The sequence below is a fragment of the Curtobacterium guangdongense genome (assembly GCF_049341845.1).
Classification (GTDB): Bacteria; Actinomycetota; Actinomycetes; order Actinomycetales; family Microbacteriaceae; genus Curtobacterium; species Curtobacterium guangdongense.
Genome location: NZ_JBMPIT010000006.1, coordinates 216,400 through 241,319, shown reverse-complemented (window position 1 = coordinate 241,319; position 24,920 = coordinate 216,400). Strand labels below are relative to the sequence as shown.

The following is a 24,920-nucleotide window of genomic DNA, read 5'->3' as shown; positions in this document are numbered from 1 at the left end:
ACACCAGTGTTCACCGGCATCATCGAGGAACTCGGCACCGTCACCGCCGTCGACCCCCAGGGCGACTCCGTCGCGCTCACGATCCGCGGCCCGCTCGTCGTCGCCGACGCACGACACGGCGACTCGATCGCGACGAGCGGCGTCTGCCTGACCGTCGTCGAGCAGACCCCGGAGACGTTCACCGCCTTCGTCATGAAGCAGACGCTCGACATGAGCGCACACGGGTCGCTGCGGGTCGGTGACCCGGTGAACCTCGAGCGAGCGGCCTCCGTCGGCGACCGGCTCGGTGGCCACATCGTGCAGGGCCACGTCGACGGCACCGCGACGGTGCTCGAGACCGTGGACGGCGACGGGTGGCGCCGCGTCCGGTTCGCCCTGACGCCCGAGCTCAGCCCACTCGTCGTCGACAAGGGCTCGATCGCGCTCGACGGCGTCTCGCTCACCGTCAGCGCCGTCTCCCCGGAGACGACCGACCCGGCTGACGCCTGGTTCGAGGTCAGTCTCATCCCCGAGACCCTCACCGCCACGACGCTCGGCGACCGGGTCCCCGGCGACCGGGTCAACGTCGAGACCGACGTCCTCGCCCGGCACGTCCGCCGCATGCTCCGGCTCGATGCCGCCGCGCAGTCGCAGGAACCCGTACTGGAGGCACGGTGATGGTCACGGAGACACCGCACGTCGTCGACGCGGCGGCACCAGGGCGCGTGGCCGGGTTGTCGACGATCGAGGACGCCGTCGCCGCCATCGCGGCCGGTCGGCCGGTGATCGTCGCGGACGACGAGTCCCGCGAGAACGAGGGCGACGTCATCCTGTCCGCCGAGCTCGCGTCGCCGGAGTGGATCGCCTGGACCGTGGCGCACTCGTCCGGGTTCATCTGCGCGCCGGTCAGCGCCGCGATCGCGGACACGCTCGACCTCCCGCCGATGGTCGCCCACAACGAGGACGTCCGTGGGACCGCCTACACCGTGACGGTCGACGCGGCCGTCGGGGTCACGACCGGGATCAGCGCCCACGACCGTGCCCGGACGCTCCGGGTGCTCGCCGACCCGGCATCGGTCCGCGGCGACCTGCACCGACCAGGGCACGTCGTGCCGTTGCGCGCGCGTCCCGGTGGGGTGCGCGAGCGCGCCGGGCACACCGAGGCAGCGATCGACCTGGTCACCGCGGCGGGCTTGCGGCCCGCGGCGGCGATCTGCGAGATCGTCGACGAGGACGGCAGCATGATGCGGTTGCCGCGCCTCGTCGAACTGGGGGCGCGCGAGGGCGTGCCCGTCATCACCATCGCCGCACTCGCCGAGTGGCTGGACGCGGCTGACCGGGCAGCGGCGGACGCCGCGCCCACGGAAGGAACGACACGATGAGCGGAGCAGGCGCGGCGGACCGCGACCAGGTCGACGGCAGCGGCATCCGGGTGGCGATCGTCGCCGGGCAGTGGCACGACACGATCGCGGCGGGACTCCTCGCCGGGGCCCAGCGCGAGGTGGAGCGTCTCGGCGCCGACGCCACCGTGCTGCCCGTCCCCGGGAGCTTCGAGCTGCCCGTCGTCGCGAAGGCGGCCCTCGAGAGCGGTTTCGACGCGGCGGTCGCCCTCGGCGTGATCATCCGCGGGGGGACGCCGCACTTCGAGTACGTGTCCGACGCGGCGACGAGCGGACTCACCCGCGTCGCGATCGAGACCGGCAAGCCCGTCGGCTTCGGCGTGCTCACCCTCGACGACGAGCAGCAGGGCATCGACCGAGCAGGGCTGCCCGGCTCGAAGGAGGACAAGGGTGCCGAGGCGGCGCACGCCGCGATCTCGACGGCCGTGGTGCTGCGGAGCCTGCGCGCCGCGACCGTCCCCGCCTGACCCGCACCGAGCCTCCCGGCTGCCGAATCGCGCGGAGGTGACCGAATCGCGCGGAGGTGACCGAATCGCGCGGAGGTGACCGAATCGCGCGTAGGAGGCGAGTTCTTCCGTCCTCCTACGCGCGTTCCTGCTTTCCACGGCGAGCGTCATGGGAACGAAGAACGGGCCCCGCACCGAGGAGGTGCGGGGCCCGTTGTCGTGCGGTGTGTGACTACCGCTTGCCGAACACGTGGATCGGCAGGAAGAACGAGATGCACATGAGCAGGATGCCGCCCATGAACACGAATGCCTGACCCGAGCTCACCTGGAACGCGACGCCGAACAGGTACATCGACACCAGCAGGAGCAGGATCGAGAAAACAGCGGCGATGACGCGGCCCACAGTGGTACCTCCGGAATCAGGCGGGTGGATCGGACCCAGTCTATCCCCAGGTCGGGGCGTGCTGGTTCACGCCACGGGTTTCGTGGACACCAGACGGTCGACGACGACGAGCAGCGGCTCCATCTCGACCGATGCGCGGTCGGGGCGGCCGTCGCTCGCGGCGCCGAGCGACGCGGCGTGGTACAGCCCGTCGCCCATCAGCTTGATCGCCTGCGCCGTCGGGACGTCCCCGAGCGCGTCGACGAGCGTGGCGAGCCAGGCGTTCTCGGTCTCGTCGAGGGTGCGGCCGGCCTCTTCGTACCCGGCCTGCTGCAGTCGGCTCGCGGCGAGGAGGGCGAGGTCGAGCTCGCTGCCGACGTACTGGCAGTTGCGGACGAAGTAGCGGGCGGGGCCGTCCTCGGCTTCGCGCATGCGGTCGACGTCGACGGCGGAGAGGTCGGCGAGCCGGTCGCAGAGGCCCTCCACCAGCGCGGCCTTCGAGCCGAAGTGGTAGAGCAGTCCGCCCTTCGAGACGCCGGCGCGCGCGGCGACCGCGTCGAGGGTGGCGGTGCGCTCGCCTTCCTCGCACACGATGGCGACGAAGCTGTCGAGGACACGGTCGCGAGCACTTGCCATGGCAGTGAGTCTAGGAGGCGTCGAGGACACGGTGCAGCGCACATCCGAGGGCACTTGCCATAGAGGGGAGTCTCGGCAGTACAGGGCAGCGACGCGGTACACGCGCCGCCGCCCTGCCCTCAGCCCTTCAAGGCACCTGCTGCGATGTTCGCGATGAAGTGCCGTGACCCGATGATGAACACCCCGATCAGCGGGAACACGCTGATCACCGCGCCGGCCATCACGGCGCCGAGGTCGGTCGCGTTCACCGAGCTCAGGCCGGCGAGGGCGACCTGCAGGGTCTGCCCCTTCGGGTCGATCAGCACGATGAGCGGCCAGACGTAGTCGTTCCACGCGGTGATGAACGTGAAGATCCCGAGGAACGCCAGCCCGCCGCGGAGCATCGGCACGCCGACCGACCACCACGTCCGGAAGAACCCGGCACCGTCCACCCGGGCGGAGTCGATGAGCTCGTTCGGGATCGACGTCGTCGCGAACTGCCGCAGCAGGAAGATGCCGAACGCGTTCGCGGCGCCGGGGATGATGAGCGCCTGCAGGCCACCGATCCAGCCGAGCTTCGCCATGAGCACGAAGCTCGGGACGAGGGACAGGCTCCCGGGCACCAGGAAGGTGGCGAGCATCACCGTGAACAGCGCGCGTTTGAACGGGAACTCGTACTTCGCGAACGCGAACGCCGCCAGCGAGTCGAACAGCATGACGAGGACCGCCGTGCCACCGGCCACGATCACGGTGTTGAGGAGCGCCCGGAGCATGTCGACGCTGCCGAACACGCTCGCGATGTTCGCGAACGCGTTGTCCCCGAACCACAGCGACGGCGGGTACCCGAAGATCTCGGCGTTCGTCGACGTCGACATCACGAGCAGCCAGTAGAACGGGAAGATCGACAGCAGGACCCCGACGACCAGGCACAGGTGCGTGACGAGCGTCCCGAGCCAGCCGCGACGGAACCCGTGGCGGTGGTCGGTCTCGGCGGCGCCGGGGCGACCGAGCGCGGCGGCGGTGTTCGTGGTCGTGGCCTCGGTGGCGGTCATGCGTCGACGCCCTTCTTCGTGGTGCGGACGGTGACGGTGCGCGCCGTGCGCAGCCGCCTGGGGGTCTTCAGGCCGTCGCGTTCACTGAGCAGGCGCCAGTTGATGATCGCGAACACCACGGAGAAGATGAACAGCACCCAGGCGATCGCCGAGCCGTACCCGAAGTCGAACTGGTTGAACGCCTGTTCGTACTGGTACAGCACGATCGTCATGCCGGCCTCGTCGGGACCACCGACCGCGCCGCCGTTGAACAGGATCTGCGGCTCCGTGAAGAGCCCGAGCCCGCCGATCGTCGACGTGATCAGGGTGAAGAGGATGACCGGCCGGAGCATCGGGACGGTGATCCTCGAGAAGATCTGCCACGTGTTCGCACCGTCGACCTTGGCGGCGTCGTACAGCTCGGTCGGGATCGACTGCAGCCCGGCGAGGTAGATGATCGCGTTGTAGCCGGTCCACCGCCAGATCACCATGACGGAGATCGTGATCTTGATGCCCCAGTACGACGACAGCCACCCGACGGGGTCGGCGCCGAGTGCACGCATCGCGGCGTTCACGAGTCCGAAGCCGTCCGAGAAGACCGAGCCGAACACGATCGCCATCGCGACCATGCTCGTGACGTTCGGGATGAAGAACGCCACCCGGTAGAAGCCCTTCGCCCGGATGTTGCCGTGCAGCAGGAACGCCAGCACGAGGGCGAGGAAGAGCATCGGGATCGTCGACATGATCCAGATGAGGAACGTGTTGCCGACGGCGTTCCAGAACCGCGGGTCGCCGAGCAGGTACTGGTACTGCGCGAAGCCGACCCACGTGGGGCTGCCGATGCCGTCCCAGTCGGTGAAGGACAGCACGATCGAGAACACGATCGGGAACAGCCCGAACACCAGGAACAGGACGTAGAAGGGCGCGATCGCGACGTACTGCGGCCAGAACCGACGGAAGCCGAACCGCTTGCCGGTGGCCGCGGTCGTGATCGACGCGGTGGGCGTCCCGACGACGGCGGGGATGCTCGTCGTGGGCGGTGCCTGCTTGGTGCTCATGCCGTGACCCCGCGCTTCTCGAGGACCCGGTTCGTCTGGTCGACGGCGTCCTGCCAGGCCCGGTCCGGGTCCTTGCCCGCTGCCTCGACGTTGGTGATCTCGGTCGCGAAGGCGCCGATGAAGCGCTCGTTGTTCGAGATGTAGGTGACCGGGACGTCCATCGCGGTGTCACTGAAGAACGACAGCGGGTCCTGGTCGCCGAAGAAGTCACCCGGCTTCCGCATCAGCCCGTTGTCGAACGAACCGGGCGTGGACGGGAAGAGCTGGATGTCGTTATAGGTGTGCGACTGCACCTCGGGGGAGGTGATCCACTGCGCGAACGCCACCGCGGCCGCCGGGTCCTTCGACGTCTCCGGGACGGCGAGGAACGAGCCGCCGCTGTTGCCGGGGCGTTCCGGCTGCCTGGCCATCCGCCACTTCCCCGATGAGTCCGGCGCGGTGTCGTGGATCACCTGGGTCCACCACGCGCCCTCGATCTGCCCCGCCACGCGGCCGGACACCCATCCGGCGTTCTGGTCGGTGCCGGATTGCAGGTTCCCGGTCACGCCGGACTTCGCGCACGCGACGGCGTTCTCCCACGCCTTCCGGATGCTGCTGTCGTCCTGCTCGAAGACGGGCTGGTCGTCACGGTCGAAGTACCGGGTGGGGCTGGCGTACACGTACTGGTTGAACAGCTGGTTGGCCGTGATGACCGTGGCCACGTCGGCCTTCTTCCGGAGGGTCGACCCGAACGTCCGGAAGTCGTCCCACGTGCTGATCGACGCCGAGACCTCGTCCGGGTCGGTCGGCAGCCCGGCCTTCGCGAGCACGTCCTGCCGGTAGAAGAACGCGGTCGGTCCGGTGTCGACGGGCCAGAAGCACTGCCGGCCGCTCGGGGTGGTGCCGAGGGCGCGCTTCCAGTCGTAGTACTCGGACTGCTTCGCGGCGCCGCCGTGGTCGTCGAAGTCGGTGAACAAGTCCTCGTCGGGGAAGTACAGCCAGCAGTTCGAGTTCACCATGAGGACGTCGGGGATGAACGCGTTGCCCGCCAGTGCCGTCCGGAACTTCGTGTCGTAGGACGCGCCGCCGATGAGGTCGGGGCGGAGGCGCATCGGCCGGTGTCCGTCGATGCCCCCTGCCGCCTGCTTCAGGAACTTCGGGTCGAGCGACCGGTTCCAGTACCAGAGGACGAGCTCGTCGGGGTCCTTCGAGATGGCAGTGCCGGTGGAACACCCGGCAAGGAGCGCTGCGGCGCCGAGTGCGCCGGCGCCGGCGAGGAACCCCCGCCGGCTGAGACTGGTCGATGGTGCTGCTGTCACGGGGGATGCCTGCTCTCGTCGTTGAGATCGGGGAGTCCGTGAGCGATCGACCGTGAACGCTCACGAATTGGGTCAGAGCATGCTCCGCCCGACACGCCGTGTCAAGCATCGATTGCATTGCGGGAAGGGGCCCGGCGCGTTAGCGTCGAGGCGACCGTGAAGGTTCACGAGACGAACAGGATCCGCATGTCAGCGCAGACCGCGACCACCACCGGCACCCCGACCGCCGCGACCGACGACACCCCCGGCTGGGCGGTGCTCGGCCCGGGTGGCATCGCCCGCCGGTTCCTCTCCCAGCTGTCGGCGAGCGAAGCGGGCGCCACCCTCGTCGCGGCCGGCAGCTCCTCCGCCGAGCGGGCGCAGGCCTTCGCGGACGAGGCCGTCGGACACGGCTTCGCCGAGGTCACCGCGGCGACGTACGACGAGGTCCTCGCCGACCCGCGCGTGCACGCCGTCTACGTCTCGACCGTGCACACCGGGCACGCCCGCCTCGTCCTCGCGGCGCTCGCCGCCGGCAAGGCGGTCCTGTGCGAGAAGCCCCTCGCGCCGAACCACGGCACCGCGATGGCGCTCGCCGACGCCGCCCGCCAGGCCGGACTGCCCCTGGTCGAGGCGTACATGTACCGCTTCCACCCGCAGACCGCCGCACTCCTCGAGCTGGTCCGGCAGAAGGCGATCGGTGACGTCACGCACATCGACGCGTCGTTCGCGTTCCGTGCCGGGTCCCGCAGCGGTCGACTGTTCGACGTCGACACCGCCGGTGGCGGGATCCTCGACGTCGGCGGCTACCCGGTGACGATGGCCGCCGCGATCGTGCAGGCCGCGACCGGTGTGGCCGTCGCCGAGCCGACCGAGCTCACCGCCACGGGGACGCTCGGCCCGACCGGGGTCGACGAGTGGACCACGGCGCAGCTCACCTACCGGGGCGGCATCACCGCCGACGTCCGCACCGGCGTCCGCGTGCAGGACGACAACGCGGTGACGATCCACGGCACGAGCGGGAAGATCACGCTGACCGACCCGTGGACCCTCGGGGAGGACCCGACGATCGAGATCCGCACCGTCGACGAGGACCCCAGGACCCTGTCGTTCGGCGGCGCGAAGCCGTACGCGCTCGAGGCCGACGCGACCACCGCTGCCCTGGCCGCCGGACGCGTCGATGTCCCCGAGTACACGCTCGACGAGTCCCTCGCCACCGCCAGGACCCTCGACAAGTGGCGCGCGGCGATCGGGCTGCGCTACCCGTTCGAGGCCGAGACCGCCGACATCCCCACCGTGAGCGGCCGCCCGCTGACGGTGCAGGCGGACAACCCGATGCAGTACGGCGAGATCCCCGGCGTCGGCAAGCGCCTGTCGCGCCTGGTCATGGGCGTCGACAACCAGCCGGACCTGGCGCACGCCAGCGCGATCTTCGACCTCTTCGTCGAGCAGGGCGGCAACGTCTTCGACACCGGGTACATCTACGGCGGCGGCGTGCTCGAGGGCCGGCTCGGCAAGTGGATCCAGAACCGGGGACTCCGCGAGGACGTGGTCGTCATCACGAAGGGGGCGCACACGCCGTACTGCGACCCCGAGTCCCTCAGCCGCCAGCTATTCGAGAGCCTCGAGCGCCAGGGCACCGACTACGCGGACATCTACATGATGCACCGCGACAACGAGGACATCCCCGTGGGGGAGTTCGTCGACGTCCTCGACGAGCACCGTCGCGCCGGCCGCATCCGCGTGTACGGCGGATCGAACTGGAGCCTCGCCCGGTTCGACGAGGCGAACGCCTACGCCCGCGCGAACGGCAAGCACGAGTTCGAGGTGCTCAGCAACCACTTCGGACTCGCCGAGGCGTACGACGTGCCGTGGGCCGGCTGCCGCCACGCGACCGACGCCGCGTCGAAGGAGTGGCTGGCGGAGCGCCAGGTGCCCCTGCTGCCGTGGTCGTCCCAGGCCCGCGGGTTCTTCACGGGACGCGCGACCCCCGAGGACACCAGCGACGCCGAGCTCGTGCGCTGCTACTACTCGGACGAGAACTTCGAGCGACTGCGCCGCGCCCGCGAGCTCGGTGAGCAGTTCGGGGTCCCGGCGACCGCGATCGCCCTCGCGTACGTCCTGAACCAGCCGTTCCCGACGTTCCCGCTCTTCGGACCGCGTACGATCGCGGAAGCCCGGTCGTCCATGACCGGCCTCTCCGTCGACCTCACTCCCGAACAGGTGGCATGGCTGGACCTCCGCGACTGACCGACGCCACCGAACCGGTCCCGGCACCTGGCGGCCGCGCGACGATCATCGACGTCGCCGCGGCCGCCGGGGTGTCCCGGCAGACGGTCACGCGGGCGATGAACGGCATGTCCGGGATCAGCGCGGCGACCAAGGAGCGGGTGCTCGCGGTCGCCGAGCAGCTCCACTACCGCCCGTCGCGCTTCGGCCGCGGGCTCGTCACGGGTGGGGACCACCAGCTCGGCCTCGTGGTGAACGACCTCAGGAACCCGTACACGCCGCAGCTCGCGGCGTCGGTGTTCCAGCTCGCCGCCGAGCAGGGGTGGAACGTCATGCTCGCCGACGTCGACCTGGCGAGCGACCCCGACCGCATGGTGACGGCGCTCGGCGCGCAGACGGACGTGGTCATCGGGTACTTCGGCTCCCGTCGCGAGCGCTGGAACGACCTGCTCGGCTCGGTCCCGATGGTGGAACTCGACCCGATGACGGACCCGCCGACGGCGGCGGTCTGGATCGACCCCGCTGACGGCATCGAAGTCCTCGCCGATCACCTCGTCGCCACAGGGGTGCGCCACCCCGTGGTGCTCGACAACTCCTCGCCGGACGACACGAGCGTCCGGGGTGTGCTCATGCTGGACGCCCTGCGTCGACGCGGCTACCTGCCGGAGGTCGTCCACGCACCGCACGGCACGGCCGAGTGCGGGGCGGAGGAGACCGTGCGCATCCTCGGGCGGAAGCGTCGGCTCGACGCGATCATCGCCTTCAACGACGTGATGGCCCTCGGTGTGCTGCAGGCCTGCCGCCGTGCGGGCGTCGACGTCCCCGGTGACGTCCGCGTGGTCGGGGTGGACGGGCTCCCGCTCGGCGGGCTCGTGTCGCCGACCCTCACGACGCTCGCGGTCGACCTCGACGCGGTCGCGCGCGAGGCGCTCGACCTCGCCCTCGGCATGCTCGCCGGTGACCTGCCGCGCTCCGGCACCGCGGTGCAGCGCAGCGTGCGCCACCGGTTGCTGCTCCGCGAGTCGGCCTAGGTACCGGGGCGACCGGACGCCGGACTGGAGGCTCGTGGCGGGCCCGCCACGAGCCTCCAGTCCGCCTGTTGGTTGTATTTGCAACATACCCGTCCAGACGGTACAGTAAAGGGGTCTTGCCGGGCGGCGTGACGACTTCCGCGCCCGGGGCACCACCCTCGAAGTCCGTGGAGCACCACCATGTCCGCACTCCTCACCAGTCCCATCGCCACGCGGGTCACCACCAGCCGCCCGCGACGGTTCCTGGCGCTCGCCGTGCTCATGCTGCCGGTCCTGCTGATCTCGGTCGACAACACCATCCTGAGCTTCGCCCTGCCGTCGATCGCGCGCGCGCTGGACCCCGACGCCACCACGCAGCTCTGGATCGTCGACGCGTACCCGCTCGTCCTCGCCGGGCTCCTCGTCGTGATGGGCAGTGTCGGCGACCGCATCGGCCGCCGACGGATCCTGGTCATCGGCGCCTCCGGCTTCGCGGCGATGTCCGTCGCGGCCGCGTTCGCCACCGACGCCTGGATGCTCGTCGCCGCCCGGATCGCGATGGGTGTGTTCGGCGCCATGCTCATGCCGGCCACGCTGTCGATCATCCGCAACGTGTTCACCGACGCCACCGAACGACGGATGGCGCTCGCCGTGTGGTCGACGATGTTCGCCGCGGGCAACGCGCTCGGTCCGCTCGTCGGTGGGGCGCTGCTCGCGCACTTCCACTGGGGGAGCGTGTTCCTCGTCGCGGTGCCGATCCTCGTGCTGATGCTCGTCGGCGTGGCGTTCTGCGTGCCGGAGTCGAAGGACCGCAACCCCGGTCCGGTCGACGTCCTCAGCATGCTGCTGTCGCTCGGCACGCTCGCGCCGATCGCCTGGGCCATCAAGTCCGTCGTGCACGTCGAGGAACGCGGGCTCGCGATCGCGATGCTCGGCGTCGGGGTGCTGTGCGGCATCGCGTTCGTCCGCCGGCAGCTGCGCTCCCACACGCCGATGCTCGACCTCCGGCTGTTCCGCAGCACGGCGTTCACCGGCAGCGTGCTCATGAACATGGCGGCGATGTTCTCGCTGACCGGGTTCCTGTTCTTCATCGCGCAGCACCTGCAGCTCGTCGCCGGGCTCGACCCCTTCACGTCCGGGGTCGTGCTCATCCCGGGCTCGGTGCTCACGATCGTCGCGGGACTCGTCGTCGTGCCGATCGTCGGCCGGGTGGCCCCGCGGTGGGTCGTCGCCGTCGCACTGCTGTTCTCGGCGGCCGCGTACGCCATGGTCGCCGTGCTCGGGCACCACGCGTCGATCGTCGCGCTGGCGTTCGCGTTCGTGCTGCTGGGCATCGGGATCGGCGCGTCGGAGACGGTCACGAACGACCTCATCATCTCCACGGCGCCTGCGGACAAGGCTGGTGCCGCATCGGCGCTCTCCGAGACCGCGTACGAGATCGGTGCGGTGCTCGGGACGGCGGTGCTCGGGACGATCCTGGCGACGACCTACCGAGCACACGTGGTGGTCCCCGACGGACTGTCCTCGTCGGCGCACATCGCGGCGCAGGAGACCCTCGGCGGCGCGGTGTCGGCGGCTGCCGACCTCGGCGGGTCGGCGGGGCAGGTGCTCCTCGAGTCGGCGCGGGCCGCGTTCGACTCCGGCGTCACGATCACGGCCGGCGTCGCCGCCGTGCTGATGGTCGTCGCCGCCGCGGGTGCCGTCGTGATGCTCCGCCGCCGCTGAGCGCGCGCCCGCGCGCCGCGCGCTGCGCTGCGCGCTGCGCGCGCTCCGGATCGAGGGAGCAGAAAACGTCGGGTCCGGCCCGCGGACCCGACGTCTTCTGTTCCCTCGATCGCGTCCGTAGGCGGGCGCGGTAGGGCGCGGGCGGGCGGGGGAAGGCGCCGGCGGGCGCGCAACGGCGTCACGGGGCGTCATCCGGCGCGCCCGGGATACGTGGAACCTGGGAATCGTTGACCTCAACCATGGTTGAGGTCATACGTTGGGACGTGGCCGCCGAGGGGCGAGCCGCACCGATCCGAACGAGGAACGAACCAACGACTCCCATGCCCGAAGCAGCTCCGGCGAACGCCGTCCCGTCGAACATCGCGGACGCCTACAAGTCGGCCTTCCGTGGTCACCCCGCGGGTGTCGCCGTCATCACCGCAGAGGGGCCGGACGGACCGACCGGCCTCACCGCGTCCAGCGTCGCGAGTGTGGCGATCGACCCACCCGTCCTGGTGTTCTCGCTCTCGACGAACTCGGGCTCGGCCGGCGCCGTCCTCGGGGCTCCGGTGTTCGTGGTCCACCTCATGGACTCGCACGGCGTGGCCCTGGCGAGGCGCTTCGCGTCGACCGGCAGTCCTGCGGCCGACGACCCGATCTGGGGCACGCTCCCGTCGGGTGACCGGTACCTGCCCTCCGCCGCGTCCGCACTGCGGTGCCGACCGCTCTCCACGACCCCGATCGGCAGTTCGACCGTCGTCGTCGCCGAGGTGCTCGACATCGTCATCGGGGACGAGCGGGGCGAACCGCTGGTCTACCACAACCGGGAATTCCACTCCCTCACCGATCGTTCCCGGCTCTCGTGAGCCGCGGAGCACCATCCGCCCATCCACTGATCGAAAGGAACTCACATGGCTGAGTACACCCTGCCGGAGCTGCCGTACGACTACGCCGCACTCGAGCCGCACATCAGCGGCAAGATCATGCAGCTGCACCACGACAAGCACCACCAGACCTACGTCACGGGTGCGAACACCGCGCTCGAGCAGATCGCGGAAGCGCGCGAGTCGGGCAACCTCGGGGCGATCAACAAGCTCGAGAAGGACCTCGCCTTCAACCTCGGCGGTCACGTCAACCACTCGATCTTCTGGACCAACCTCGGCCCGGACACGAAGGTCCCCGAGGGCGAGCTCGCTGCAGCCATCGACGAGTTCTTCGGCTCCTTCGAGAAGTTCCAGGCCCAGTTCACCGCCGTCGCGACCGGCATCCAGGGCTCCGGCTGGTCCGTCCTCGCCTGGGACACCGTCGGCCAGAAGCTGACCACGTTCCAGCTGTTCGACCAGCAGGCGAACGTGCCCTTCGGTCTCGTCCCGATCTTCATGCTCGACATGTGGGAGCACGCGTTCTACCTCGACTACCTCAACGTCAAGGCGGACTACGTCAAGGCCGTGTGGAACATCGTCGACTGGGAGAACGTCGCGGCTCGCTTCGCGAACGCGAAGTCGCAGCGCTTCGTCACGCTCTGATCTGACGGCAGAACGGACGGGAGGCACGGTGCCAGCTGGCATCGTGCCTCCCGTCCGTCGCGGGGTCGCGTCAGGCCGAGGTCAGGGTCGCGCCGGCGACGAGCCGGTGCGCGAGGTCGCGGAGGGCCGTGTCGGGATCGGCGTGTTCGCGGTCCACGATCGCGCCCCACTGGATGCCGCGCGCGAGGTGCACCGCCGCCTGTGCCGCATGGTCGGCATCGTGTTCCCCGTAGCCGTGCGCTCGGCACCAGCCGGCGATCGACGCGATCTGCGCCCGGTGCACCGATCGCTCGTGGACGCGGCCGTCGAGCGACTCGACGGCTCCGCGTTCGAAGGTGAGCCGTGCGGCCAGGGAGCGCTCCGGGTCGTCGAGGCCGCCGAACACCTGCACCAGGTAGGACGCGAGTGCGAGGTCGTCGGCGTCCGGGTCGAGCACGATGTCGGCCGTCGCTGCCGCGAGGTGCTCCACGACCGCGTCGATCAGGGCCTCGCGCGTGCCGAAGTGGTACACGATCGGGTACGCGCTGGTGCCGAGCACGCGCCCGAGGCTGCGCACCGACACGTCTTCGATCTTGGTGTCCTGCAGGTGCAGCGCGACCTTGCGCACGATGGCGGGCTTCAGGGTCGGGTCTGGCTTGCGCGGCATGTCGTCTCCGGCGGTGGTCTCAGCGGGCCGCTGGAATGCGACCCAGATGTATATTAGCGGCGGAGCTCGACATTGTGCTGAAAGTTTTGATAGCGCACGCAAGGAAAACGTCGGCAAAGTGGAGATTTACTCGCCTTCACGTACACTGAGTGCGATGTCATCACCGCCCGAGCCCTCCGGGGCCGCTCCGAGCGCCGCCAGGGCCAGCGATGGAGGCCGGGTCGGTGGGCGCCGTCGCGGCGTCGGGAAGCGGTTCCTGGTGGTGGGCGACCTGCTCGACGGGGTGCTCGTCCAGACCCGGGCGGCGGCGGTCGGCGACCACGACTCCGCTGCGGTGATCCGACACCGCCCCGCCGGGGCTGCTGGCGCGACCGCGACGTGGCTCGGGTGGCTCGGTGCCGAGGTCGACATGGTGGGTCGGGTCGGCGTCGACGACGTCTACCGGCACGAGCGCGCGCTCGAGGACGCCGGCGTCCGACCGCACATCCGGTACGACGCCCGCACGTCGACCGGTGCGCTCGTCTCGGTCCGAGGACAGCGCGGCAGGACGTCGATGACGGACGGGGCCGCGAGCGCCCTGCTCTCCGCCGCCGACGTGCCGATCGAACTCGTCGCACGCGCCGACATCGTCCACCTGACCGGAGAAGCGATGCTCGGGTCCGGCGGAACGGACCGCCTCGTGGACCTGGTCGCCCGGGCACGCACCGGCGCCGCACGGGTCTCGCTCGACCCGTCCTCGGTCGCGGCCGTGCGCCTGGTCGGCGGTCCTGCGTTCCTCGCGGCGGTGCGCGGCGTCGACCTCATCATCCCGAACCGTGCCGAGGCGCTCGAACTCACCGGAGCGGACGGGCCGGAAGACGCCGTGCGCGTGCTCACCCGCCACGTCCCGTTGGTCGTGGTGACGCTCGGAGTCGACGGCGTGCTGGTCGGGCGTCCCGGGCGCACCCCGCAGCGGGTCCCGGCGACGCCGGCCACGGTGGTCGACGGGATCGGTGCGGGTGACGCGTTCGCGGCGGGGTTCATCCGTGCGTGGGCGACCGATCCGGTGCGTGTCGGTGCGGCCGCACGCGAGGGCACCCGCGTGGCAGCCCGCGCCGTCGGCTTCGTCGGGGGACGCCCGCCGGTGTGACCGAGTGACTCGGCGGCCGCGGCGCCGTGCTCAGCGTTCGGCGGGCTCCGGCGTGCAGATCATGGTCTGGACGAGCCCGGCGGCGAGCGGTGCCAGCCGGATCTCCACACGGAGTCGGCCGTTCGTCCCCGGCAGCCACCAGCGGAGGTGCGTCGGCGTGGAGGACTCCTCCGCGACCGGTTCGGCCGACAGATCGGCGCCGACCGTGCGGACCGCTTCGGCGATCGCCGAGCGACGGCGATCGTACGGCACGTCCAGGGCGACGTTCGGCGTGCAGATCGCGTCCGCAAGGTCGTCGCGCCATGCGGATAGGAGGCGCGACACGGCTGCCTGCGCGGCTCGCGTCTCCGGGAGCACCGTCACGGGTGACGGGCCGGTGGTGGTCGTCGCCGCGGTCGCGGCGAGCAGCAGGTCGTGCGCGGTCTCGGTCGGGACGGAGACCTTCGCCTGTGTCGCGTTCTCGAAGGCGACGACACCGAGGCCCGTCTGCACGGACCACCGCATGTGTGCCGAAAAGCCCGGGTAGCCGCCGGAGTGGGAGACGATCGGGCCGTGGACGTCGTCGTGCTCGACGAACAGCCCGAAGCCGTAGCCGATCGGACGCTTCGCGCTCGGGAACGCGCTGCGTGGGATCTGCCGCATCGCCTGCTGCATGAGCCGACGATCGGCGGGGGAGACCGGTCCGGCCTCGGCGGGAGTGCCGGTGCGGATCGGGGCGAACGCCGACGACAGGTGCCGTGCCCACCGCGACAGGTCGGCGACGGTCGAGAAGAGCCCGCCGATCGGTGAGAACGCACCAGGGCCGGAGATGGGGAGGGGCTCCCATGACCCGTCGTACGGCCGGGCACCGACCACGACGTACCCGCGGGCGTCGGTGGCGGTGAAGACGGTGTCGTCGAGCCCGAGCGGGCGGAGGACGGCGTCCGAGGCGACCTCGGTGAACGGACGACCGGCCACGACGGCGATCGCACGGCCGAGCAGGGCGTACCCGAGGTTCGAGTACGCGAAACCGGTCCCGGGGACGGAGTCGAACAACAGGCCGGCACGGAGCACGGCGTCGAACTCGTCGTCGGAGATGGGCTCTTGCCGGTCGCCCCACGGATCGTCGGTGGGGAACCCCGCGGACATGGTCAGCAGCATCCGGAGCATGGGGACGTGGGAGTCCGGTGTCGGCAGCCGCACGTCGGCGAACGCGGGGACGAAGTCGGTGATCGGTGCGTCGAGGGAGACCAGGCCCTCGGCGACCAGACCGAGGAGTGTCGCGGCCGTGATGCTCTTCGTGCAGGATGCGATCCGGTACACGGTGTCGGCGTCCGGCGCAGCACCGTCCCCGCGGTCGCCGTGCCCACCGGAGGACACGAGTCCGTCCGCGTCGAACACGCCCCACACGGAGCTCGGCGCGACGCCCCGGTCGACCCGGTCCCGGAACAGCGCGTCGATCTGCTCGATCGTGGCGGAGTCGATCGTCATGCGTGTCGCATCCTGTCGTAGGCGTCGAGCGCCCGCTTCCGGGTCTCCTTGAGGTCGACCATCGGCTCGGGACGGTCTTCGTCCGACGGGACCCATCGGCGCACGTACTCCCGGTGCGGGTCGAACCGTTCGAGCTGCCGCTCGGGGTTGAAGACGCGGAAGTAGGGCGCGGCGTCGAACCCGGAGCCGGCGACCCACTGCCAGTTCCCGGGGTTGTTCGCGGCGTCGGCGTCCACCAGGGTGTCCCAGAACCACTGCTCACCGACACGCCAGTCGACGAGGAGGTTCTTCACGAGGAAGCTCGCGGTCACCAGGCGCATCCGGTTGTGCATCGCGCCGGTGTGCCAGAGCTCGCGCATCCCGGCGTCGACGAGGTCGATCCCGGTCCTGCCCTGCTGCCAGCGTTCGAGCTCGGATGCGGACGCGCGTCGCCACGGGAAGGCGTCGAACTCCCGTCGGACGTTGACCGTCGCGATGTCGTCGCAGTGGAAGTACTCGTTCCAGTTGAACTCGCGCCACGCCAGCTGCCGGAGGAACCCCGGCGCCTGCTTGCGCTGGTCGGGCTCGAGTCGCTCGTGCAGTCGGTGCCACACCTGGTACGGGCTGATCTCGCCCCAGCGCAGGTGCGGGGACAGTCCGCTCGTGGCGTCCATCGACGGCTCGTCGCGCTGGTCGTAGTCCTCGAGCGCGTGGTCGACGAAGTGCTCCAGCCGACGTGCGGCGACCTGCTCGCCGGGCTCCCACGTGTCGCGGAGCCCGCCGGCCCAGTCGGGCGTGGTCGGCAGGAGGTCCCAGTCGTCGAGGGAATCGCCCGTGGCACGCGCCGGCGTCGGGAGGTCTCGGGGCTTCGGCAGGGGGTGCCGCGGTTCGGGCATCGCCTGCGCTGCGTTCCAGAACGGCGTGAAGACCTTGAACGGCTCGCCCTGCCCGGTGAGCACGGTCCACGGTTCCCAGAGCAGGTTCGCCGCGAAGCTGTGCGCCTCGATCCCGCGGTCGGTCAGCGACGACTTGAGGCCGGCGTCGATCTCTCGCTCGGCAGCCCCGTAGCGGCGGTTCCAGTAGACCGCCTCTGCTCCGGTGTCCCCGACGAGCCGGTCGATCGTGTCAGCGGCCGCTCCTCGGCGGAGCACCAGCCGTGAGCCGCGGTCGTGCAGTTCGGCGTCGAGCGCGGCGAGGGAGTGGTGCAGCCACCACCGGGCGGCGGCGCCGATCGCTCGGACGCCGGGGCTCTCGTCGTCGAGTACGTAGACCACCGTGACGTGTCCACCGTGGTCGATCCCGGCGCGCAGGGCGGGGTTGTCCGCGAGACGCAGGTCGTCGCGGAGCCAGACGATCGAGCCCGTCACACCACGGCCGGATCGGTCTGGGGCAGGGCCCGGTCGATGCGTCGGGCAGGTGGGGCGTCCGCCGAGGCGACGCGCAACTTGGTGCAGAGGTCGGTCAGCGTCCGCTGCTCCGCCTCCGTGAGCCCGGCACCGACCTGGGCGGCGATGCTCGCCGCATGCTGGACGGCGACGGCGCGGTAGACGTCGAACCCGAGCGGCGTGAGGGCCACAATGACCCCGCGGGCATCGGTCGGGTCCGGCTGCTTCTCGACGATGCCGCGCGCGGTGAGCCGGTCGACGAGGCGGCTGACGCTCGGCTGCGTCAGGAGGAGGTGGCCGGTGAGGTCACGCATCCGACAGCGTCGTCCGGGCTGCGTGGAGAGGTTGAAGCAGACGTCGTACTCGTTGAACGAGATCTCCCCGCCGGGGAACTCGGAGTTGAGGTTCCGCATCACCGTGACCTGGGCGCGGAACAGCGCTTCCCATGCGGCCACCGCGGTCGCCTTGTCGCTGACACGCGCCTTGTCGTTCACGCTGTCACTCCCTCTGTCCGGTGGTCCTCCAGCCTACCGACGGCATCCGACACCGGGGGCGGACATGCGCTTCCGGACGTGCACGAGGGCCGGCCGCTCATCGAGCGACCGGCCCTCTCCCTTGCACCAAGAGTGTCCTGCAATCACATTCCGCAGACGCTGCCACAGCAAACACCGTCTGCACGAACGACTGTATAACGAAGCGGTAACGGGCGCCAGCCGGAAGTGCCGTCGTTCGCTGCGAGTTCACCAAGAGGGGCACAAGCGTCGGGTGTGCGTGCCCCGATGGCTCAGAAGAGGTCGGGCGACGGGGTCGACGCGTAACGCACGGCGACGTCCGCATGACGGTCGAAGCGGTAGCCGACGCCACGGACCGTACGGACGATCTCCTCGAACGCGCCGAGCTTCGACCGGAGGCGCCGCACGTGCACGTCGATCGTCCGCTCGTTCGGGGTCTCGTCCTCGCCGTCCGACCAGAGTCCCTCGATGATCGCCGAGCGGTCGACGGTCCGCCCCTCGCGGAGGACGAGGAACTGCAGCAGCTCGAACTCCTTGTACGTCAGGGGAGCGGCCTCGCCGTCGAGCACGACGCGCTTCCGGGAGATGTCGATGACGACGCCGGTCTCCTCGGGCTCGGGCTTCTCGGCCTGCTTGCGCGCGGCGACGGCCGAGCGGTCCTGCAGTGCGAGGCGGACGACGTCGACGTCGCGTCCGCCGGAGTTCTCGGCGGCGACGGCGACTGCCGCGTAGGTCTCGGCGGTGGGGACCAGCTGTGCGGTCAGTGCCTTGAGCTGCTCCACGACCGCAGCGAGTGTGGTCCCGGCGGCTGCGGCCTTCTCCTCGTCGATGCCGACGTAGAGCGCGAAGCCGCGGGCCTCGGTGCCCTCGGGCAGCGCACGGTTGCGCTGCGGGGCGACCACGGGGCTGGTCGGGATGGTCGGGATGGTCGTGGCCTCCGGCTGGACGGCAGCACGGCGGGGACGGATCGGCGTGACCGTGCCGAGGTCGATGGGTGCCGGGGCGGCGGTGCGGAGCGAGGTGCGCGGCTGGGCGATGGTGAGCGACATGGTGGTTCTCCGGGCGATGAAGGTGTCGAATGCGTCGGCCCGGGTACGGCTGTGCCGATCGACGGAGCGTCGATGCGCCCTGCGGTCCTGCTGCGGACCGGGGCGGACCCGGGGGTGCTGGTGAACGACCTCGCGACGAGCATGCGCGTCGTCGGTGGTCGTCACCCGGGGATCACTCGCTCGCGACCGGGGTGGTGTCGCGGGGGATCCGGCTGGAACGGGTACCGATCAGGCACACATTCGACAACGCATGACGGCCATCGCCGGCATCATCGTGCCGGCGGTCCCCACTGCCCCTGCGGAGGAGCACGCCTTGGGGAAGACGCGGGTGGACACGGTTGCAGTCATGTCCATGAGTATCGGCGGTATACCAACCCGCTGTCAACCGTCCGACCGGACGGTCCGCCGCGCCCGGCGCTACTCGGCCAGGCCGTAGAGACGGTCGCCGGCGTCGCCGAGTCCCGGGATGATGTAGCCGTTCTCGTCGAGCCGCTCGTCGAGCGCACCCAGCACGATGGTGACGTCACGGTCGGCGACGGCGTCCTCGACGGCCTTGAGGCCTTCCGGAGCACCGAGGATGCACACGCACGTGACGGATTCGGCGCCGCGGGCGAAGAGGAAGTCGATCGCCGCGGCGAGGGTGCCACCGGTCGCGAGCATCGGGTCGAGCACGAAGCACTGCCGACCGGTGAGGTCGTCCGGCAGGCGCTCGGCGTAGGTCTGCGGCTCGAGGGTCTCCTCGTTGCGCGCCATGCCGAGGAAGCCGACCTCTGCCGTGGGGACGAGCTTGACCATGCCCTCGAGCATGCCGAGCCCGGCACGCAGGATCGGGACGACCAGCGGGCGGGGCTTGGCGATGGAGACGCCCATCGTCTGTGCCACCGGCGTCGAGATCGGGGTCGCCGTGACCCGGACGTTGCGCGTGGCTTCGTACGCGAGGAGCGTGACGAGCTCCTCGGTGAGTGCCCGGAACGTCGGGGAGGGTGTGGTCCGGTCGCGGAGCACCGAGAGCTTGTGGGTGATGAGCGGGTGGTCGGCGACGTGGACTCGCATAGGGTCGAGCCTACCGTGCCGCCAACCGCCAGGAGGTCCCGTGGAAGAGCCGGCAGCCCGCCCGTACCTCGCCGCGATGGAACGCGCGCTCGAGGAGGCCAGGGCGTGTCTGGCGACGGAGGACGTCCCCGTCGGCGCCGTCGTCCTTGACGAACTCGGCGCGGTGGTCGCCACCGGGCGCAACGAGCGCGAGGCAACGCAGGACCCGACGGCGCACGCCGAGGTGCTCGCGCTCCGGGCGGCCGCACGGGCGACGGGGGACTGGCACCTGGAACGGCACACCCTCGTCGTGACGCTCGAGCCGTGTCCGATGTGTGCTGGCGCGATCCTCGCCGCGCGGGTGCCGCGGATCGTCTTCGGCGCGTGGGACCCGAAGGCGGGAGCGTCCGGCAGCGTCTACGACATCGCCAGGGACCGTCGTCTGCCGCACCGGTCCGAGGTCGTCGCCGGTGTGCTCGAGGAGGAGTGCGCGTCGCTGCTCGACGACTTCTTCCAGCAGCGCCGCTGACCTGCTACTTCCAGAGCACCGCGACGAGCACGTTGACGATCGCGAGCGCACCGGCCGAGTGGAAGAACGGCAGCGCCGCCTTCGCCTTCGCGGTGCCGGCGTCCGCCCGCTTCTGGCGGGCACGGGCGACGAACGCCAGCACGAGCGCCACGGCGGCGATGACGAGCTTGACGCCGAGCTTGGCGTGGTTCGCCCCGCCGTCACTCGTCGCGTCGATGATCCCCATCATCCCGAGGCCGGTCACGAGCTGCGTCACGAGACCGGTGATCACCCAGAACGTCTGGAAGCCGCCCTTGCGGCGCATCTGCACCAAGAACGCGCCGATCACGGCCGCGAGGCCGATGAAGTGCAGGACGAGCAGGACGTTGAAGAGCACCGACATGCCTCCATCGTGGCGGACCGTCCGACGGCTCCGCCACGAAGGGGAACCTCAGTCGGCGGCCCTGATGACGATCGCCTCGGTCGGCGGACGCGGACCGGTGCGGAGCACGTCCGGCTCGACGTAGATGACCCGTGCGATCGGCACGGCCGCGCGGACCCGCTGTTCGACCGTGTCGATGCCGGCCGCGACGTCACCGAGTCGGCGGTCCCCGTCGACGGCGACCTTCACGCCGACCATCAACTCGTCCGGGCCGAGGTACAGGGTCTTGATGTGGATGATCGACTCGACCTCGGGGCCGTCGAGCACCGCGGCCTTGATGCGCTGGACGTCGGCGGCGGTCGCGCCCTCGCCGACGAGCAGGCTCTTCGTCTCGACGCCGAGCACGAGCGCCACCGCGATGAGCAGCACCGCGATGAGGATGGTGCCGATCGCGTCGAACACCCCGTTGCCGGTGAGCACCGTCAGCCCGACGCCGAAGAACGCGAACACGAGGCCGCAGAGCGCCGCGGTGTCCTCCAGCATGACGACGGGCAGCTCGGGGGCCTTGGCCCGGCGGACGTACTGGACCCAGGACAGCGCGCCCTTGTGCGGCTTCGCCTCCTTGAGCGCGGTCCGGAGCGAGAAGCCCTCCAGTCCGATCGCGATGACGAGCACCAGGAGCGGCAGCCACCAGTTCTCCAGCGGGTGCGGGTGCCGCAGCTTCTCGATGCCCTCGTACAGGGAGAACACGCCACCGACGGAGAACAGCACGATCGACACGACGAACGCGTACACGTAGCGCTCGCGTCCGTACCCGAACGGGTGTTCCTCGTCCGCAGCACGCCGGGCGCGTCGTCCGCCGAGGAGCAGCAGGAGCTGGTTCGCCGAGTCGGCGAGGGAGTGCACGCCCTCCGCGAGCATCGATGCCGATCCGCTGATCGCCGCGGCGATGAACTTCACGATCGCGATGCCGACGTTCGCGCCGAGTGCGGCGAAGATGGCCCGGTTGCCTCCGGAAGCGCTCACTGTGACCCCTGTCTCCTGATCTGCTGCACGATCCTACGCAGCCGGTCGATCGGTAGGGTCTGGGCATGACGATCGAACTCCCTCGCACCGCCCTCGTCGGCGTCGGATCCATGTCCGGCGCGGTCCTCGACGGGCTCCTCGCCGCCGGACTGTCCCCGGACACCGTGGTCGTGACGACGAAGTCCGAGTCGTCCGCCGCCGCACACCGGGAGCGCGGACTCGACGCCCACGCGAGCGACACCGACGCCGACGCGAACCGCGCGGCCGTCCGCGGTGCGGCACTCGTCGTGCTCGGCGTGAAGCCGTTCGCCATCGGCGACGTCCTCGACGAGATCGCCGGCGACCTCGAACCGGGTGCCGTGGTCGTGAGCGTCGCCGTCGGCGTCACCACCGCCGCGATGGAGGCGCGGGTCCCCGACACCGTGCGGGTCGTCCGTGCCCTCCCGAACACCCCCATCGCCGTCGGTCACGGCGTCACCGGGATCAGCGGCGGTGCGGCGGCCGACGCGGAAGCCGTCGCGCTCGCCTCGAGCCTCTTCGACGTGTCCGGCTCGGTCATCGAGGTACCCGAGGACGAGCTCGACGCCCTGTCGGCGGTGTCCGGCTCCGGTCCCGCGTACGTGTTCCTGTTCGTCGAGGAGTGGCAGCGCGCCGCCGAGTCGCTCGGCTTCACGCCCGAGCAGGCGGAGACGATGGTGCAGGGGACGGTCCGCGGCGCGGTCGAGCTGCTCGAACGGTCCGGCAAGGAACCATCGGAGCTCCGCCGCGCGGTGACGAGTCCGAAGGGAACCACCGAACGCGCCGTCGCGGTACTGCAGGAGGCGGACCTGGCGGACACGCTCCGCCGCGCCGCGGACGCGGCGATCGCGCGCGCCGAGGAGCTGTCGACGCTCTAGACGCAACCAGCAGACGGATGGGAGGCTCGTGGCGGCGCCGCCACGAGCCTCCCGTCCGTCTCCGCCCTACTCCAGGGCCGCGAACCGCTCCAGCGCGGTCGTGGACCCGGACACGATGATCACGTCGTGCTCGCCGATGACGCTGTCCGGCGTCGCCGGCACGAAGGCCTCACCCGGCGGCTTGATGCCGAGCACCGTCAGTCCGAAGCGCGTCCGGATCGCGGTGGTGCCGAGGTCCTTCCCACGGACCGCGCGCGGCGGGAACATCTTGACCACCGCGAAGTCGTCGTCGAACTCGATGAAGTCGAGCATCCGACCGGAGACGAGGTGCGCCGTGCGCTCGCCGGCCTCGCGTTCCGGGTAGACGACGTGGTTCGCGCCGATGCGGGACAGGATCGTGCCGTGCGAGCGGCTGATCGCCTTCGCCCAGATCTGGGGGATGCCGAGGTCCACGAGGTTCGCCGTGATGAGGACGCTCGACTCCAGGTCGCTGCCGGTCCCGACCACCGCGATCGGGAAGTCCTGCGCGCCGATCTGCCGGAGCGCGTCGATGTCGGTCGCGTCGGCCTGGACCGCGTGCGTGACCCGGTCTGACCACTTCTGGACGAGCCCGGCGTCCGTGTCCACGACGAGGACCTCGCGGTCCTGCCGTTCGAGCTGCCCTGCCGTGGCGGCGCCGAACCGGCCGAGGCCGATGACGAGCACCGGGGCGTCGTGGCTGACGGCACCGAACGGGTGCTGCTGATGGGTTCGGTCAGCCAACGATCGGCCTCTCCTCGGGACGGCGGAACAGTTGCCGGCTCTGGCTGGCGGCCAGTGCTGCGGCGATGGTCACTGTACCGACACGACCGAGGAACATCGTGGCCGCAAGGACGTACTTGCCGGACTCGGGCAGGTCGGCGGAGACCCCGGAGGACAGGCCGCACGTGGCGAAGGCCGAGATCACCTCGAAGAGCACCCGGTCCAGGGACTCGTGCGTGATCTGCAGCAGCACGACCGTGGCGACGGCGACGATCGTGGCGCCCCACAGCACGACGGCCACGGCGACGCGGAGCACGTCGCTCGGGATCCGTCGGCCGAACGCCTCCATGCTCTGTCGGCCGCGCGCCTCGGCGACCGCCGCGAGGAACAGGACCGCGAGCGTCGTGACCTTGATCCCGCCCGCGGTCGACGCCGAGCCGCCGCCGATGAACATGAGCATGTCCGTGACGAGCAGGCTCGAGCCGTTGAGCTGGTCGAAGTCGACGAGCGAGAAGCCGCCGGAACGGGTCATCGTCGACAGGAAGAGCGCCTGGAACGCGGTGCGGCCGGCGCCCTCCTCGCCGAACGTGGTCGGGTTCGAGGCCTCGAGGGCGATGTAGACGATCGCGCCGCCGACGAGCAGCACGGCGCTGGTGGCCAGGGTGAGCTTGACGTGGATCGGCCACTTCCGGGGCGTGCGGAGCTGTTTCGTGAGTGCGCGGATCACCGGGAAGCCGATCGAGCCGGCGACGACGCCGACCATCAGCAGCGAGAGGAACCAGTAGTCGTGTGCGAACGGGTCGAGGCCGCTGGCGTTCGGCGCGAACCCGGTGTTCGTGAACGCCATGGCCGCGTAGTAGAAGGAGTCGCCGACGGCCGTCCAGAAGGGGATGCCGGCGATGAGCACCGACGGCAGGAGCAGGAGCCCGAGGACGATCTCGATCGACAGGGTGCTCACCGCGACCGTCGCGAGCAGCGTGCCGACCTCACCGAGCCGTACGGCCTGCCCTTCCGGGACGGCGCCGTGGTGCGTGCGCAGGGGGTTCGAGTCGCCGGCCGCCATGAGCTTCGCGCGGAGCCCGAGCTTCCTGGTCACGAAGAGCCCGAGGATCGACGCGAACGTGAGCACCCCGACCGCACCGATCTGCGTCCCGATCACCACGAGCGTCTTGCCGAACACCGACCAGTGCGTGGCCATGTCGACGGTGGACAGCCCGGTGACGCAGACGACGGACGCCGCGGTGAAGAGCGCGTCCGCAAAGTGCGTCGACTGGCGATCGGCGGCGGCGATCGGCGTCATGAACAGGAACGTGAACACGAAGATGAGTGCGACGAACACCATGATCGCGAGGCGCGACGGCGACGAACGGAGCACGGTCCCGATCCGGGAGGCCCGTCGCCGGGCAGGGCTCGCTGAGACGGACGGCGGCTCCGTGCGGTCGAGCATCGTATGCCTCCGGGGACATGGGCGGGACGCATCGCATGGTACATCCGCGCCGGGCCGGTTA

Annotated in this window: 25 protein-coding genes and 1 pseudogene; 11 read left to right on the top strand and 15 right to left on the bottom strand. The window is 70.6% G+C overall.

What is annotated here, in order from left to right:
• Positions 1-6: 6 nt before the first annotated feature.
• The 3 genes and pseudogenes from ACO0E1_RS11400 to ribH all read left to right on the top strand — a co-directional run bounded on the left by ACO0E1_RS11400 (position 7) and on the right by ribH (position 1,846).
• On the top strand, positions 7-657 hold the full coding sequence (locus tag ACO0E1_RS11400; protein ID WP_422874280.1) for a riboflavin synthase: 651 nt from the start codon (positions 7-9) through the stop codon (positions 655-657).
• A pseudogene (ribB, locus tag ACO0E1_RS11395) lies at positions 657-1,340 on the top strand (3,4-dihydroxy-2-butanone-4-phosphate synthase); the annotation flags it as partial. The gene ACO0E1_RS11400 and the pseudogene ribB, both read left to right, overlap by 1 nt.
• A gap of 17 nt (positions 1,341-1,357) precedes the next feature.
• Positions 1,358-1,846 carry a 6,7-dimethyl-8-ribityllumazine synthase gene (ribH, locus tag ACO0E1_RS11390; RefSeq protein WP_422874279.1) on the top strand — a complete coding sequence of 163 codons (489 nt, stop codon included), beginning with the start codon at positions 1,358-1,360 and terminating at the stop codon, positions 1,844-1,846.
• Between the two features lie 211 nt (positions 1,847-2,057).
• On the opposite strand, the gene ACO0E1_RS11385 is transcribed toward ribH, so the two are convergent.
• From ACO0E1_RS11385 to ACO0E1_RS11365, 5 genes are all read right to left on the bottom strand, one after another.
• Positions 2,058-2,228, bottom strand: coding sequence for a hypothetical protein (locus tag ACO0E1_RS11385; protein ID WP_281265183.1), 171 nt, complete (start codon positions 2,226-2,228; stop codon positions 2,058-2,060).
• A 66-nt stretch (positions 2,229-2,294) separates the two neighbouring features.
• Positions 2,295-2,843 (bottom strand): TetR/AcrR family transcriptional regulator, encoded by a 549-nt coding sequence (locus ACO0E1_RS11380; RefSeq protein WP_281265182.1) that lies wholly within the window; start codon positions 2,841-2,843, stop codon positions 2,295-2,297.
• A gap of 119 nt (positions 2,844-2,962) precedes the next feature.
• On the bottom strand, positions 2,963-3,874 hold the full coding sequence (locus ACO0E1_RS11375; protein WP_422874278.1) for a carbohydrate ABC transporter permease: 912 nt from the start codon (positions 3,872-3,874) through the stop codon (positions 2,963-2,965).
• The gene (locus ACO0E1_RS11370; RefSeq protein ID WP_422874277.1) at positions 3,871-4,911 is read right to left on the bottom strand and encodes a carbohydrate ABC transporter permease; all 1,041 of its coding nucleotides are present in this window, start codon (positions 4,909-4,911) and stop codon (positions 3,871-3,873) included. Before ACO0E1_RS11370 ends, ACO0E1_RS11375 begins: the two co-directional genes overlap by 4 nt.
• Entirely contained in the window at positions 4,908-6,209 is a 1,302-nt protein-coding gene (locus ACO0E1_RS11365) for an ABC transporter substrate-binding protein (protein ID WP_422874276.1), read from the bottom strand. Before ACO0E1_RS11365 ends, ACO0E1_RS11370 begins: the two co-directional genes overlap by 4 nt.
• A 186-nt stretch (positions 6,210-6,395) precedes the next feature.
• Here ACO0E1_RS11365 and ACO0E1_RS11360 point away from each other — a divergent pair, with 186 nt between their 5' ends.
• The 5 genes from ACO0E1_RS11360 (at position 6,396) to ACO0E1_RS11340 (ending at position 12,657) form a co-directional block, all read left to right on the top strand.
• Entirely contained in the window at positions 6,396-8,438 is a 2,043-nt protein-coding gene (locus ACO0E1_RS11360; RefSeq protein WP_422874275.1) for an aldo/keto reductase, read from the top strand.
• Positions 8,417-9,448, top strand: a complete 1,032-nt coding sequence (locus ACO0E1_RS11355; protein WP_422874274.1) for a LacI family DNA-binding transcriptional regulator — start codon at positions 8,417-8,419, stop codon at positions 9,446-9,448. Before ACO0E1_RS11360 ends, ACO0E1_RS11355 begins: the two co-directional genes overlap by 22 nt.
• Before the next feature lie 180 nt (positions 9,449-9,628).
• Positions 9,629-11,152: an MFS transporter gene (locus ACO0E1_RS11350; RefSeq protein WP_422874273.1), complete on the top strand. Its 1,524-nt coding sequence runs from the start codon at positions 9,629-9,631 to the stop codon at positions 11,150-11,152.
• A 320-nt stretch (positions 11,153-11,472) separates the two neighbouring features.
• On the top strand, positions 11,473-11,997 hold the full coding sequence (locus tag ACO0E1_RS11345; RefSeq protein WP_422874272.1) for a flavin reductase family protein: 525 nt from the start codon (positions 11,473-11,475) through the stop codon (positions 11,995-11,997).
• A gap of 45 nt (positions 11,998-12,042) precedes the next feature.
• Positions 12,043-12,657: a superoxide dismutase gene (locus ACO0E1_RS11340; RefSeq protein ID WP_402729535.1), complete on the top strand. Its 615-nt coding sequence runs from the start codon at positions 12,043-12,045 to the stop codon at positions 12,655-12,657.
• A 70-nt stretch (positions 12,658-12,727) separates the two neighbouring features.
• On the opposite strand, the gene ACO0E1_RS11335 is transcribed toward ACO0E1_RS11340, so the two are convergent.
• Entirely contained in the window at positions 12,728-13,303 is a 576-nt protein-coding gene (locus ACO0E1_RS11335; protein ID WP_422874271.1) for a hypothetical protein, read from the bottom strand.
• A gap of 154 nt (positions 13,304-13,457) precedes the next feature.
• Between ACO0E1_RS11335 and ACO0E1_RS11330 the strand changes: the two genes are divergently transcribed.
• Entirely contained in the window at positions 13,458-14,432 is a 975-nt protein-coding gene (locus ACO0E1_RS11330; RefSeq protein WP_422874270.1) for a carbohydrate kinase family protein, read from the top strand.
• A gap of 30 nt (positions 14,433-14,462) precedes the next feature.
• Here ACO0E1_RS11330 and ACO0E1_RS11325 read toward each other — a convergent pair whose 3' ends face one another.
• The 5 genes from ACO0E1_RS11325 to upp form a co-directional block, all read right to left on the bottom strand.
• Positions 14,463-15,902: a serine hydrolase domain-containing protein gene (locus ACO0E1_RS11325; protein ID WP_422874269.1), complete on the bottom strand. Its 1,440-nt coding sequence runs from the start codon at positions 15,900-15,902 to the stop codon at positions 14,463-14,465.
• Complete coding sequence (locus tag ACO0E1_RS11320; protein WP_422874268.1) at positions 15,899-17,248, bottom strand: cryptochrome/photolyase family protein; 1,350 nt, start codon at positions 17,246-17,248, stop codon at positions 15,899-15,901. The genes ACO0E1_RS11325 and ACO0E1_RS11320 overlap by 4 nt, the downstream gene beginning before the upstream one ends.
• A complete protein-coding gene (locus ACO0E1_RS11315) occupies positions 17,245-17,760 on the bottom strand; it encodes a MarR family winged helix-turn-helix transcriptional regulator (RefSeq protein WP_422874267.1) in 516 nt (171 codons plus the stop codon). The genes ACO0E1_RS11320 and ACO0E1_RS11315 overlap by 4 nt, the downstream gene beginning before the upstream one ends.
• Before the next feature lie 290 nt (positions 17,761-18,050).
• Complete coding sequence (locus ACO0E1_RS11310) at positions 18,051-18,827, bottom strand: winged helix-turn-helix domain-containing protein (protein WP_422874266.1); 777 nt, start codon at positions 18,825-18,827, stop codon at positions 18,051-18,053.
• A 417-nt stretch (positions 18,828-19,244) separates the two neighbouring features.
• The gene (upp, locus tag ACO0E1_RS11305; RefSeq protein WP_402729541.1) at positions 19,245-19,880 is read right to left on the bottom strand and encodes a uracil phosphoribosyltransferase; all 636 of its coding nucleotides are present in this window, start codon (positions 19,878-19,880) and stop codon (positions 19,245-19,247) included.
• A 76-nt stretch (positions 19,881-19,956) separates the two neighbouring features.
• Here upp and ACO0E1_RS11300 point away from each other — a divergent pair, with 76 nt between their 5' ends.
• Positions 19,957-20,388, top strand: coding sequence for a nucleoside deaminase (locus ACO0E1_RS11300; protein WP_422874401.1), 432 nt, complete (start codon positions 19,957-19,959; stop codon positions 20,386-20,388).
• 4 nt (positions 20,389-20,392) lie between these two features.
• Here the strand turns inward: ACO0E1_RS11300 and ACO0E1_RS11295 are convergent, their stop codons facing one another.
• Both ACO0E1_RS11295 and ACO0E1_RS11290 read right to left on the bottom strand, forming a co-directional pair.
• Positions 20,393-20,770 (bottom strand): hypothetical protein, encoded by a 378-nt coding sequence (locus tag ACO0E1_RS11295; RefSeq protein ID WP_422874265.1) that lies wholly within the window; start codon positions 20,768-20,770, stop codon positions 20,393-20,395.
• A gap of 48 nt (positions 20,771-20,818) precedes the next feature.
• The gene (locus ACO0E1_RS11290; RefSeq protein WP_422874264.1) at positions 20,819-21,775 is read right to left on the bottom strand and encodes a cation diffusion facilitator family transporter; all 957 of its coding nucleotides are present in this window, start codon (positions 21,773-21,775) and stop codon (positions 20,819-20,821) included.
• Positions 21,776-21,840: 65 nt separating this feature from the next.
• Between ACO0E1_RS11290 and proC the strand changes: the two genes are divergently transcribed.
• On the top strand, positions 21,841-22,671 hold the full coding sequence (proC, locus tag ACO0E1_RS11285) for a pyrroline-5-carboxylate reductase (protein ID WP_422874263.1): 831 nt from the start codon (positions 21,841-21,843) through the stop codon (positions 22,669-22,671).
• A gap of 66 nt (positions 22,672-22,737) precedes the next feature.
• Here the strand turns inward: proC and ACO0E1_RS11280 are convergent, their stop codons facing one another.
• Both ACO0E1_RS11280 and ACO0E1_RS11275 read right to left on the bottom strand, forming a co-directional pair.
• Positions 22,738-23,433: a potassium channel family protein gene (locus ACO0E1_RS11280; RefSeq protein ID WP_281265163.1), complete on the bottom strand. Its 696-nt coding sequence runs from the start codon at positions 23,431-23,433 to the stop codon at positions 22,738-22,740.
• Positions 23,426-24,859: a TrkH family potassium uptake protein gene (locus tag ACO0E1_RS11275; RefSeq protein WP_422874262.1), complete on the bottom strand. Its 1,434-nt coding sequence runs from the start codon at positions 24,857-24,859 to the stop codon at positions 23,426-23,428. Before ACO0E1_RS11275 ends, ACO0E1_RS11280 begins: the two co-directional genes overlap by 8 nt.
• Between the last annotated feature and the right edge of the window lie 61 nt (positions 24,860-24,920).

Coding starts and splice junctions, on each gene's coding strand:
- ribH (WP_422874279.1), top strand. CDS start 1,358: ATGAGCGGAGCAGGCGCGGCGGACCGCGACCAGGTCGACGGCAGCGGC.
- ACO0E1_RS11380 (WP_281265182.1), bottom strand. CDS start 2,843: ATGGCAAGTGCTCGCGACCGTGTCCTCGACAGCTTCGTCGCCATCGTG.
- ACO0E1_RS11375 (WP_422874278.1), bottom strand. CDS start 3,874: ATGACCGCCACCGAGGCCACGACCACGAACACCGCCGCCGCGCTCGGT.
- ACO0E1_RS11370 (WP_422874277.1), bottom strand. CDS start 4,911: ATGAGCACCAAGCAGGCACCGCCCACGACGAGCATCCCCGCCGTCGTC.
- ACO0E1_RS11360 (WP_422874275.1), top strand. CDS start 6,396: ATGTCAGCGCAGACCGCGACCACCACCGGCACCCCGACCGCCGCGACC.
- ACO0E1_RS11355 (WP_422874274.1), top strand. CDS start 8,417: ATGGCTGGACCTCCGCGACTGACCGACGCCACCGAACCGGTCCCGGCA.
- ACO0E1_RS11350 (WP_422874273.1), top strand. CDS start 9,629: ATGTCCGCACTCCTCACCAGTCCCATCGCCACGCGGGTCACCACCAGC.
- ACO0E1_RS11345 (WP_422874272.1), top strand. CDS start 11,473: ATGCCCGAAGCAGCTCCGGCGAACGCCGTCCCGTCGAACATCGCGGAC.
- ACO0E1_RS11340 (WP_402729535.1), top strand. CDS start 12,043: ATGGCTGAGTACACCCTGCCGGAGCTGCCGTACGACTACGCCGCACTC.
- ACO0E1_RS11335 (WP_422874271.1), bottom strand. CDS start 13,303: ATGCCGCGCAAGCCAGACCCGACCCTGAAGCCCGCCATCGTGCGCAAG.
- ACO0E1_RS11330 (WP_422874270.1), top strand. CDS start 13,458: ATGTCATCACCGCCCGAGCCCTCCGGGGCCGCTCCGAGCGCCGCCAGG.
- ACO0E1_RS11325 (WP_422874269.1), bottom strand. CDS start 15,902: ATGACGATCGACTCCGCCACGATCGAGCAGATCGACGCGCTGTTCCGG.
- ACO0E1_RS11310 (WP_422874266.1), bottom strand. CDS start 18,827: ATGTCGCTCACCATCGCCCAGCCGCGCACCTCGCTCCGCACCGCCGCC.
- upp (WP_402729541.1), bottom strand. CDS start 19,880: ATGCGAGTCCACGTCGCCGACCACCCGCTCATCACCCACAAGCTCTCG.
- ACO0E1_RS11300 (WP_422874401.1), top strand. CDS start 19,957: ATGGAACGCGCGCTCGAGGAGGCCAGGGCGTGTCTGGCGACGGAGGAC.
- ACO0E1_RS11295 (WP_422874265.1), bottom strand. CDS start 20,770: ATGTCGGTGCTCTTCAACGTCCTGCTCGTCCTGCACTTCATCGGCCTC.
- proC (WP_422874263.1), top strand. CDS start 21,841: ATGACGATCGAACTCCCTCGCACCGCCCTCGTCGGCGTCGGATCCATG.
- ACO0E1_RS11275 (WP_422874262.1), bottom strand. CDS start 24,859: ATGCTCGACCGCACGGAGCCGCCGTCCGTCTCAGCGAGCCCTGCCCGG.